Annotated in this window: 12 protein-coding genes and 2 pseudogenes; all 14 read right to left on the bottom strand. The window is 35.0% G+C overall.

What is annotated here, in order from left to right; genetic code table 11:
• Positions 1 to 34: 34 nt before the first annotated feature.
• The 14 genes and pseudogenes from CYTFE_RS0102210 to tnpA (CYTFE_RS0102140) all read right to left on the bottom strand — a co-directional run bounded on the left by CYTFE_RS0102210 (position 35) and on the right by tnpA (CYTFE_RS0102140) (position 10,662).
• On the bottom strand, positions 35 to 259 hold the full coding sequence (locus CYTFE_RS0102210; RefSeq protein ID WP_027470467.1) for a hypothetical protein: 225 nt from the start codon (positions 257 to 259) through the stop codon (positions 35 to 37).
• 14 nt (positions 260 to 273) lie between these two features.
• Entirely contained in the window at positions 274 to 744 is a 471-nt protein-coding gene (locus CYTFE_RS0102205; protein ID WP_027470466.1) for a hypothetical protein, read from the bottom strand.
• Between the two features lie 17 nt (positions 745 to 761).
• The gene (locus CYTFE_RS0102200) at positions 762 to 1,007 is read right to left on the bottom strand and encodes a hypothetical protein (protein WP_027470465.1); all 246 of its coding nucleotides are present in this window, start codon (positions 1,005 to 1,007) and stop codon (positions 762 to 764) included.
• Entirely contained in the window at positions 1,008 to 1,295 is a 288-nt protein-coding gene (locus CYTFE_RS0102195; protein ID WP_027470464.1) for a helix-turn-helix domain-containing protein, read from the bottom strand. It abuts the gene before it with no gap.
• Positions 1,296 to 1,432: 137 nt separating this feature from the next.
• Positions 1,433 to 1,666: a DUF4248 domain-containing protein gene (locus tag CYTFE_RS0102190; protein WP_027470463.1), complete on the bottom strand. Its 234-nt coding sequence runs from the start codon at positions 1,664 to 1,666 to the stop codon at positions 1,433 to 1,435.
• Between the two features lie 693 nt (positions 1,667 to 2,359).
• Positions 2,360 to 2,704: pseudogene (locus CYTFE_RS29785) on the bottom strand (IS66 family transposase); the annotation flags it as partial.
• A 116-nt stretch (positions 2,705 to 2,820) separates the two neighbouring features.
• Positions 2,821 to 4,122 (bottom strand): annotated as a pseudogene (gene tnpC / locus CYTFE_RS24625) (IS66 family transposase); the annotation flags it as partial.
• Entirely contained in the window at positions 4,080 to 4,316 is a 237-nt protein-coding gene (locus CYTFE_RS31780) for an IS66 family transposase (RefSeq protein WP_407689934.1), read from the bottom strand. The gene CYTFE_RS31780 and the pseudogene tnpC (CYTFE_RS24625), both read right to left, overlap by 43 nt.
• 25 nt (positions 4,317 to 4,341) lie before the next feature.
• On the bottom strand, positions 4,342 to 4,677 hold the full coding sequence (gene tnpB, locus CYTFE_RS0102170; protein ID WP_027470460.1) for an IS66 family insertion sequence element accessory protein TnpB: 336 nt from the start codon (positions 4,675 to 4,677) through the stop codon (positions 4,342 to 4,344).
• A 5-nt stretch (positions 4,678 to 4,682) separates the two neighbouring features.
• On the bottom strand, positions 4,683 to 5,033 hold the full coding sequence (gene tnpA, locus CYTFE_RS0102165; protein ID WP_027470459.1) for an IS66 family insertion sequence element accessory protein TnpA: 351 nt from the start codon (positions 5,031 to 5,033) through the stop codon (positions 4,683 to 4,685).
• A gap of 206 nt (positions 5,034 to 5,239) precedes the next feature.
• The gene (locus CYTFE_RS0102155; protein ID WP_027470458.1) at positions 5,240 to 7,642 is read right to left on the bottom strand and encodes an outer membrane beta-barrel protein; all 2,403 of its coding nucleotides are present in this window, start codon (positions 7,640 to 7,642) and stop codon (positions 5,240 to 5,242) included.
• 715 nt (positions 7,643 to 8,357) lie between these two features.
• Entirely contained in the window at positions 8,358 to 9,932 is a 1,575-nt protein-coding gene (tnpC, locus tag CYTFE_RS24620; RefSeq protein WP_044262498.1) for an IS66 family transposase, read from the bottom strand.
• A 73-nt stretch (positions 9,933 to 10,005) separates the two neighbouring features.
• The gene (gene tnpB / locus CYTFE_RS0102145; protein WP_027470457.1) at positions 10,006 to 10,356 is read right to left on the bottom strand and encodes an IS66 family insertion sequence element accessory protein TnpB; all 351 of its coding nucleotides are present in this window, start codon (positions 10,354 to 10,356) and stop codon (positions 10,006 to 10,008) included.
• 3 nt (positions 10,357 to 10,359) lie between these two features.
• Positions 10,360 to 10,662, bottom strand: coding sequence for an IS66 family insertion sequence element accessory protein TnpA (tnpA, locus tag CYTFE_RS0102140; RefSeq protein ID WP_027470456.1), 303 nt, complete (start codon positions 10,660 to 10,662; stop codon positions 10,360 to 10,362).
• Between the last annotated feature and the right edge of the window lie 8 nt (positions 10,663 to 10,670).

Here is a 10,670-nt window from a genome sequence, read left to right as displayed (position 1 = left end):
AATTGTAATTATTTAAACTTTAGCAACAAAGAGGTTAACCCAAACTATCATTCATTATCTGAACATATTCTTTTGCTTTATCTAATTCTTTAAACCTACATATCAATTCGTTTTCAAAAATTACCAGATATTCAAAATAAGGTTGGTAACCAATCAAGTCACCCGAATAGTGTGGAGAATGAAGGCAGATAAAGTATTTTCCACTTACATCTTGTCTTTCTTCAAGTTCTAAATCTTTAAATAGTTTTCTATAAAACATGGTGTATTATTTATTCAGATTTCAATTTGCTTAATATTGTTGAAATGTTTTTCGAGAATAGGTTTTGACTTTTTATCTATCCAGTCATTAGACAATTCTTCCTCAAGAAACTTTAATATATGTAATGGATTCACTCTATTATCCGTGAAATATGATTTTTCAGAGGATTGTAAACTATTGAAATATAATAACGATGCAATATCCCCTTTAGTTATTATAGCACCTCCCGCTCTTATATTAGAACCATTATATCGAACGTATAAATTTATATAATTAAGCTCAACCAACAATCTTCCGGCACTAAAACACCGCTTCATATTGTCTGGCTCATAATTACCTTTCTCTTGTAATTTTTTAAAATGATCGGGATAATGCTTTTTAGTAGTATCTACAAAACCTTTTTTTTCTAGAATAGTAGCGAGAAAAATGGCATCAATTTCTTTATTGAACTTAGATAGACTATTAACTGTATTATATTCTCTCATTTGTTTTTGGTTAAGGTTTATAATCCAAATTCTAGATTTTCTGTCCAATCGAATATTGTACCGTTACATTCTGGAGCATAAGCGCAACAGACGTAGTATTCCTTTTTACGCTTACCTTCTTCAAAAGCTTTAAAATCCTTTACATAGAAAGTATTTCCGCAGTGTATACATTTACGAACTTCATCAAGCCCTATATCCATATATCCATATTCAAGAATGAATTGCTTCTTATCCTCGTCTGTGTTTAGAATTATTTCTGTCATTTATTTTTCTTTAATATCTTGTTCTACTAATTTTAATGCTTCCAGCCCTAGAGGTTCATCACGTACCACATCTTTTATCTTATCAGCCAACCATAAAATCACCAATTCTTCTTCCTGAACTTTAAGTATAGAAGCTAATTGTTTGATGTGCTCACGCTGTGCTCTCCGTTCACCTCTTTCAAGTTTGCTCATTAAAGCAGTATCAACCTCTAAATCGGCTGCAATCTGCCTTAACAATAAGCCTTTCCCTTCTCTTAATTCTCTTAATTTCTTGCCAAGTATATTCATTACTGTATTTTTGACTTGTCACATTCTGTCAAATATAACAAAAACCTTCGATAAATGAACTTATTGTCAATTCAAAATTTTAAGTATTTATGAACAAGTTTAGTATGTATCAAGACCGTACTGGTTTTAGTAAAAGCTCAAAGCAGTTCAAATTCTTCAAGAGTAATACAAAAGTGTTCCAAGATTAAAAGAAGTTGCTGTTTGTTGTAATAGTGCCGTTTGGTATGACCTGCCTGTTCAATCTGCTTCTTTAGTGTCGGACAAACTTCAATTTCATTCCTGAGTTGTTGCATAGCAGATTTTACAGAAATGCTATCAGGATATAATTTCTTAACCAACTCCTGTTTTAATATGGTTCTACGGATAGTCATAGTGCTGAATTTTGGTTAGAAAATAAGCCCGATAGTCCTAAAAGAACAGGATAAAGCAAGTCCAAAGACCATATTTTAATAGCCTGAGACTGCTTTGCTAAGCTTTTTTGAATAATTAGATTGCCTGAGCATATATTCAGACCATGTTCAGACAGCTTTGCTAAATATTGCCCCAGATTGAGACTTGCTTGTATAATACATTGAAATATTTTGGGCATAACTTGTTCAATTATACCCCTGACGGCTAATGTTGTAAAGATAGCTTTTTCAATCCTGCTAAAAAGAACAAAACCGTTGTAAAGAACCTACATTTCCCTTACTTAAGTTACTTAGGTTACTTAGTCGAATTAACTATCACGACAACAATCTTTTATACTTTCTAACAATCATCCATTTTCTAAGTAACTAAGTAACCTGGACTGAAAATGGCAAAATCCTAAGTAACTCTAAGTAACCCTAAGTAACCTGATTAAATACGATATATTAATATAATACACTTGTATTCATTTATTTATACTTCTCTAAGTAATCTAAGTAACCTAAGTAACCAGTTTTGTAAGAGTTTTTCATGTTTTGAGTGAAAGTCTCTGTTTGTTTCTGTTTTTTCTCCATTCGCTTAAAAAATGGCAACAAAAAACCCGATACCAAAACTGATACCGGGCTGTAATTATCTGTATCCGCCCGAGCAAATACTTATTCCTGAAGCAAACTTTTATCAATAAATTGCGGCAAAAGTTCTTTGAAATTTTCGGTGGGTGTCATGTGGATGTTTTCCATGACGTACTTTAGCCATTTTTGCGGATCAATGTCAAGTTTCTTGCAAGTTCCAAAGAAGCTGTAGAACATTGCGATATTTCTGGCAGCATCATGTGAACCGGCAAACAAATAGTTCTTACGTCCCAGAGCCAGAGGGCGAATAGAGTTCTCAACCAGATTGCTGTCTATCTCCAGCATTCCGTTGGTAAGATAGTTTTGCAGGCTTGTCCAGCGATTTTTGCAATATTCAAAAGCTTTGCCCAGAGGACTTCTTGGTATTACAGAGTAAATATGCGGTCTGCTACATATTGCAAAGTAAAAAAATGCTCCAATCCGGATGTCGATTGGAGCGTTGGAAATCTCTAAGTTTTACTGGAATCTTTTGGAATTAATCGAAATTAGTGGGTGTTTTTTGGAATATTCTGACAACTATTAGACTTTTTCCAATTGTGCGGCAAAAGATCAGCCAAGTCTAAATCATAATTGCTGTTGTATAACGCAATCTTAGAAAATACATCTGTAAGCCATTCGCGAGGATTTACATCACTGGCTTTGCAGCATCCCAGTAGTGAGTACATAATTGCTGCATTTTCTGCGGCATCATGGTTGCCACAAAACAGATAGCCTTTTCTTCCAACAGCTACCGGCCTAATTGCATTTTCAGCTCCGTTGTTGTCAGGCAGATATCGGCCATCAAGATGATAGCGAGACAGACGTAAGAAAAGATTGTATGTATAAGCCAGCGCCTTACTCATCTTTCCTCCTTGTAGCGCTTTGGGGTAATAGCCTTCGATCCATTTTTCAAAAGCACGCATGATTGGATAAGCCAAGCGCTTTCGCAGTTCAGCTCTTTGCTTGTAATTCATGTTCTGATCGGTGGCCATTTGCTCAACCTGATAGATTTTAGCAATTTGTGCCAATGCGTATTCAGCCCCCGTTTTGTCTTCTTTTAGACTTTCGGAGAATTTCCTGCGCGCATGAGCCCAACAACCCAGAAGCAAAACATCTTTCTTTTGCTCATAGATTGAATATGCCTGATATCCATCGGTTTGAATAGCTCCCTGAAAATCCTTTAATAAAGGAAGTATCACTTTTTGTGCTCGGGAGCCTTTGTCGTAGTGAAAGAAAACCAAGTTATTCATTACTGATCGAACCATCCACAGATAAGCCTTTTGTGCTTTGTGCTTTTCGTTGCTAATAACCGAAATGGTACTTTCGTCAACCTGAATATAATCAGATTTTAGAACAATTTCTTTTAAACGTGCATAAAGAGCTCTTAGTAAATCACAGCTTCCTTGAAACCAACCATTAATGGTGGATGCGGGTAATTTTATACCTACCATTTTGAACATGGCCATTTGACGATTAAAAGGCTGGTGGAAATAATATTTATTCATCATCAGCTCGCTCAATAAAGAAGGCCCTGCATTGCTGCGTGGCAAAGGCAATAATGGCATTGAACCAATACGGATAGCTGATGCTTCTTCGGTGTTTTGATCTGTAGCAATATCCGGTGATACTGATTCTTGCTTTACTGCATATTTAGGACGTTCTATACGACGTACATATACCTCTCCGGGCTTGTGTTCGAGTATTTCTGTTACTTCTTCGCCAATACGCACCCAGTTATCTTGTTTACCTTCCGGTTCAATAACTTCTACCTCTCGTCTAAGGTGGTCAGGAAGTGGTTGACGAACTGGCCTCTGCTTGTTTTTACAGGCTTGCGGCGCTCATATTCGATAAGCTCTTTTTCAGCTTTTTCAATAATAGCTTTCTCTTCTGGGACTACCTCTAGTCCGTCCCAATCGATCTTTCGTTGATCGGGATCTTCGGCAATATGCTTTTCACTAGAATTGCCAAAAAACTTATGGCGAAACCAAGCAAGCTGGTCGATCAGCTTTTTAATTTGCTTCTTTTTGTCACCTCTTTAAGAGCCTTTTTTTAGGCTTCACATTCTTTACAATCAACATTAAATCGTGCCAACTTATAATGTGAGATGTGAGGCTTTCATCAAATGCAGGAAGTTTGAAAACACCACTATCGAGCTTCTTATGGTATATTACCAACCCGCCGTGTTCTAGATGAAGTATTTTCATGGTGGTCAGCCTACGGTTGACAAATATAAAAACTTCACCGTCCTGAACATTACGCTTCATTAAGGAGCTTACAATGCCGCTGAGTGTGTAAAAGCTTTTACGCATATCCACTGGTGCCGGATATAGAAAGTATTTAAGTTTATCGTGTAAATGAAACATCAGACTTAATCAAATAAGTGAACAATTGTTTTTAATACTTGCGTGTTTATATTATCCCTTAGTAGCATCTTGGTGCCATTGGGAAATAGGAATTCAATGGGAGCATCATTGTTTAAAGTAGGCTTACTCTTGATGATAGATGGACTCGATTGGTTATTCGTCGTTAACGGATTACTGTCAAATTCTAGTGGAACAAAGCTATCTGGCTCATGTGCTAGTGCCTCTTCCAATTTGTTTCGCCAGTAATAAAAAGTGGAAGGAGCCAAATCTTGGTTGGTACAGAAATCTTTTATGTTCAAACCAGATTCCTGGTAATCCTTATACAAACGCTTAAATGTTGTTAATGTCATTCTCATTTTTTGCCATCAAAGAAACAGCGCTAGTATGAAGGTCGCAATATGTGAAAGACCGAAGACTTACCCACCTTTTAATTTTCCTAACTGGTCTTTTTCCAGTTTTTTCATTGATTTACTAAGTTCATTGATTTTTTTAACTTTTTTCATAATATAAAAATTAAAGTTTTCCATACTCTATTTATGGATTTTCTGGTTCCTCCATTTTTTTATAGCCTATATGGCATTTTATTATCACTGATATTTTTTTCTTTTGTAATATTTCTTTTCTGTGAGGCTACTTTATAAGTAACCTTAAGTTGTATAGCCTGTGTCATATGCTTAGAGTTAATGTCATATTCAAAATATGGCGTTCGAACTTCTGAAGCGGTATTATTAGAATTGAAAATATCTGTTATTAAAATTTTGCAATCTAAACTAGATTTAAAGAATGCATAACTATATGATAAGTCTATAAAAAACAGGTTTTTTTGTAGAGTATTAGCAGCAATATAAGAAGAACGGTATGTACCGTATAAATTAAAGCTGCTATTTTTATTAATTTTAATACGGTTATTAATGTTTGTTGATGATGTTATATAATTCTTTTTATAATAGCTATTGGGTATGTTTTGATAATAAACGCTGGCATTAAAACTACAATACCACTTTTTATATAAATAACCATTGTAACTATACCCTAAACCACATACCAAACTGTTTCCATTGTTTTTAGTAGTGTGATAAATTAAACTATCAACGGTTTCCCAATTTTCTGAAAACATTTTATCTGTATAGTATAAAAAGGCTTTTGCATAATGATTATTCCTATTAGCCCCTAGGTTTATTGTATGTCTAATTTGAGGTTCTAATTCAGGGTTACCAACATCATACATAAAGTCTGAGGTTCTATTAACAAAATTAGTCAACAAAACAAAATATGGTCGAGTAATTGATTTTGAATATGTAAAAGATAACTTATCCTTTTCGTTAATTCTAGATGTTACATTTATATATGGAAAAATGTCCAATGAGTTTGAGCTAAATACATCGTTACTATTCTCCCATTGAGATATGCCGTCAATCTTTGTTTGTTCTAATCTGATGCCAGCTTTAATTGTATTGTTTTTAAAACTTTTTTTTAATGATAAGTAAGCTGCTGTGATTTTTTCATCATACGTGTAATTGATAATACTGTCTTCGACCCAGTTGTTTGATTCATTAAGGGTATCCACAGACAAACGACTAGTAATTTTAGTGGAATTATGCTTAATCCCTAACTGAATTGAAGTGTTTGAAGGAAGAACTTTATAGTAATCGATTTTAACGTATTTGTCAAAACTATTTCCAGAGGATATGTTTTTTTCATTAATATCTCTGCTGCTATTTGTTTCATATGATGAACTTGTAATGTTTATATAATCACTTTCATTAGATAGTATACTCCCTTCTAAACCTAACTTACTACCTAGTGAATCCAAATAATAAGTATAAAATAGGGATGTATTTATAAGTTGTGTTTTGTTTATGGGACTAGAAATTCTAATCCCATAATCTTTATAAACTCCATTAGTATCTGAAAGAAATATTTCATTTTGGCCTTCCTTTTTCCCAGGAATATTAAAATCAGCTATCGTTTCAAAACCTATCTTGTGTTTTGTATTATTAAATACACCCCCAAATACTGCATTATGCATCTTAGGAAAAGACTCTCCCTTAGACTTTTCATTAATAATTAAATCCTCATAATAATACCTTGTTTTGGTATAGTTATCCTTCTTATCCCATTTTAATTGCCCATTTTTATAATAATAGGAACCATATAATTTCCAGTTTTCTTGTCCTAAACTTAAATTTGTTCCGGAACTTTGGTAATAATAGTTATTCCCATAATAATTTATTGAAGGACTTACCTGAAAGGTTAAACCCGTAGTTTTTAAGTTTGTAGTAATGTTTATAATACCTCCTTGCAGATTAGCATCTTGGTTGACTGCATTTGCTTCTTGTATTTCTACACTCTTTATATCATTTGCTTTTAGGCTACTTAAATATGATTCAACTTGGTTTGAAGGAAGAATCCTCCCATCAATCATAACACTTGCTTGTTCTGAATTTCCATGTATAACTATTTTATTTGAACTGGATAAATATACAGTTGGACTTAATCTTAATATGTCTAAGCCTGTGTCATTTATACTTATCGCATTCTTATTCGGTTTAAATATGAGAATGCCATTGTTTAGTTCGGTATTGTATGCTTGAGCTGTAATATCTACTGTTTCAAGTGCAATTAAGTTTCGTTCAAGTTTTATGTTATCTAGTTTAGGATCTTTACACTTAATGAGGTTAACTGTTTTTTCCTTGTATCCAATTGCAGATAGCTTTATAAGGCACACATTGTTAGGTACTATCATACTAAAATTGCCACTATTGTCAGAAGTTGTACCTAGAACATAAGTAGAATCTATTTGTCGTATAGCTACAATATTAACAAATTCAATAGGTGCAAGGGTAGTACTGTCTAAAACATGACCTTTAACTTCAACTAAATTTTGAGAAAACAAATTAAATGAAACAGACATGAGGGCGGTAATTAATAACAAGTTTACCCAATATGATACTTTATGACTCATACTTAAAATTAAATTATAGGATATTTTAAACTGTCACTACAAATGTATAATAGATTAATACATATAAAAGAATATATATCATTTAAAAAATACTAAAAAGTATCTTAAGTTGCTTAAGGAACTCAGTTGTCCTTTAAATTGTCCACTCTTAATACCTACCAATTGACCTTATAATATTTTATCGTTATGCTATTGAACGATGAAGTAAATAACATACAGTTTCTGAATTTTCAGTAGTATTGTTTGTTCATGTATTAATAATATCGCTTTATAAAAGTGGATATTTTGTAGCGAGCTAGGTCTGTGCTTATGAAGATTTTTGAGTGAAAATGTGATTGTTAAGAATAGTGCTGATTCTTTAACATTATACAAGTGCTCATAATTAATCACCCTAAAGCATAAGTTAATCTTGGATATTCTATATGAGTGTAGATCAGTAAATTGTAATAGAAATGTGACTGTTAAAAATTATCTTGAACATCATACTAAATCTTAAGAAGATGAACATTTCGACGTCAATTTGCGTACCAGTTTGAATGACTTGTAATTATAAAACTGCAAGATATAATGATTGATTTTTACTTTTTAAAAGAAAGTGTTTTTTAATTGATTTCTAGTGTTTTCTTAAGAAAATTTTTTTGACTTAAATTTTACATTTTTGGCATATTTTCTATTAAAAACATAAGGTTTAGAACGTATCCGCCCGAGCAAATACTTATTCCTGAAGCAAACTTTTATCAATAAATTGCGGCAAAAGTTCTTTGAAATTTTCGGCGGGTGTAATGTGGATGTTTTCCATGACGTACTTTAGCCATTTTTGCGGATCAATGTCAAGTTTCTTGCAAGTTCCAAAGAAGCTGTAGAACATTGCGATATTTCTGGCAGCATCATGTGAACCGGCAAACAAATAGTTCTTACGTCCCAGAGCCAGAGGGCGAATAGAGTTTTCAACCAGATTGCTGTCTATCTCCAGCATTCCGTTGGTAAGATAGTTTTGCAGGCTTGTCCAGCGATTTTTGCAATATTCAAAAGCTTTGCCCAGAGGACTTCTTGGTATTACAGATCCTTTGTGCTTGTTAATATATGCTCCAATTTCGTTAATTACAGGCAGAGCTTTTTCCAGCCGCAGAGCATGCCGTTGCTCATGGGATAGATTTTGTTCCCGTGCAATGGCCTCAATGGCATAGAGAAGCTGAATGAGGCTTAGCACGTGCGAGGCCCGTTCCTGATCGTTCTTCAGTGCGGCATCAAAATACCGTCTGGCATGTGCCCAGCATGATAAATGAGTCAGTCCTGCTTTTTTTGCCAAAAAGGTATAGCCACTATAACCGTCGGTTTGAACAAATCCACGGAACGAACTCAAGTCGTCGATGGGGCCATTGGCCGATCGGCTCTTGTAGTACTCAAACAGCACGCTTTTTGACAATGGGGCATACCGAACCCACATGTACCCCTGATGACACGTTCCTTTTTTGTTGCGATCCTGCACTTTTATTGGTGATTCATCGATCATCTGATAAATTTCCCTGAAAACATGTAATCGATGTACCACGTATAAAGGTCGCAATAAATTGGCTCCAAGTTTTATCCATGATTCCAGCGTGGAGTCCGGAATGGTAACTCCCATTTGGATGAGCATCTGGCGGGTGCGGTAAATCGGTAAGTGGTAGAGGTATTTATTGGTAAAGATCATTCCCAGTAGATTGGCACTAGCGATGCATTTATGAAGAGGTCTGTTTAAAGGAGCAATTACTTGCTTTTGATCGGCTTTCTCGTCCTCTTTGGTAATAAACTTGTAACGGATGTAATGGTTCTTAAACAATTTTGCAGGTGTATAATCCAGCTCCTCAGTGACTTCCTGACCAATACATACCATACCTGTAGTGTCTTGCTCTGGCTCTAAAACAATCTCATTAACAGGCAAGTGATCAGGCAGTTGCATACGGCCAGGATGTTCTTTTCTGACTTTCCTGCGTTCATACTCAACACGGATCTTTTCCTGCTCTTCTTTAACAGCTTTGGAAACAGCAGCAACCTCCTCTTCGAAAGACAATGTAAGTTGATCGGGATGAACCTGAGGAATGAAGCGTTCTCGTTTGGAACCGAATATTAAACGACGCATCTGATCATTCTGAAAAGTAAGATGTTCTACATCCTGCGTAAGCTTTTGTATGGAAGAGTCTTTTTCTGAAATAACAGCTTCTTTCTCCAAAAGATCCGCTTTCAGAGCCGATATTTTGGCCTCCAGTTGAGCAGTATTTTGGCTATGTGAAATGTGCTGTTTTTTCATACACAAATATAATATTAAATATTTGACTGACAAATATTTAAACCTATATTTTACAGTTATTTAACAACAAAAATCAGCTGATTTTAAATCGCTTTTTTCGTTTCAAATTTTTAAAGGAAAGACCTTCCAAAATCATCATCAACTCTTCCCGGGTAATGAGTCGTAATGGTGTTGTTTTATCCTGGTCTTCTAGAAAATATCTACCTCGCTCCAGACGTTTGTAAAACAAGGCAAAACCATCTCCGTCCCAAAATAACAGCTTTATATGTGTTCCGGTGCGATTTATAAAAATGAAAACGGAACCACTGACAGGATCCTGCTTCAATATATTGCGCACGATTCCGGCCAGTCCATCAAAGCCATTACGCATATCAACAGGCTTGCAGCACAAATAGTACTGCAAGTTTGCACTCAGCCCAATCATGAGCTAGTAAATTTTCAGGCTCATGCCGTTCGGAAAAGTAAGGCTCATTTGCGGCAATCGCTCATCCTGTAGCGATGAAACTGCCGTTGTTGCCGAAGATTCTGTTGAGGCGAAAGAATCAACCTGTGCATTCTGAAGACCGAATGAGTTAAAGTCAATAAATTTCAGGCTGGTGTCGCTTTCTGTTTTTTGAGTCTTTTCAAGGGCTTTGTATTTACCTACCCAGTATTGCATTTTCGAGCGTGTTACTCCAATTTGTTTGGCGTAACTTCCTATAGTTTGGCCGCTTTCCTGCTGTAGAACCACATGCTCAA

Source organism: Saccharicrinis fermentans DSM 9555 = JCM 21142 (assembly GCF_000517085.1).
GTDB classification, from domain to species: domain Bacteria; phylum Bacteroidota; class Bacteroidia; order Bacteroidales; family Marinilabiliaceae; genus Saccharicrinis; species Saccharicrinis fermentans.
The sequence above is the reverse complement of the archived record's forward strand: the minus strand, read 5'-3'. Positions and strand labels throughout refer to the sequence as shown.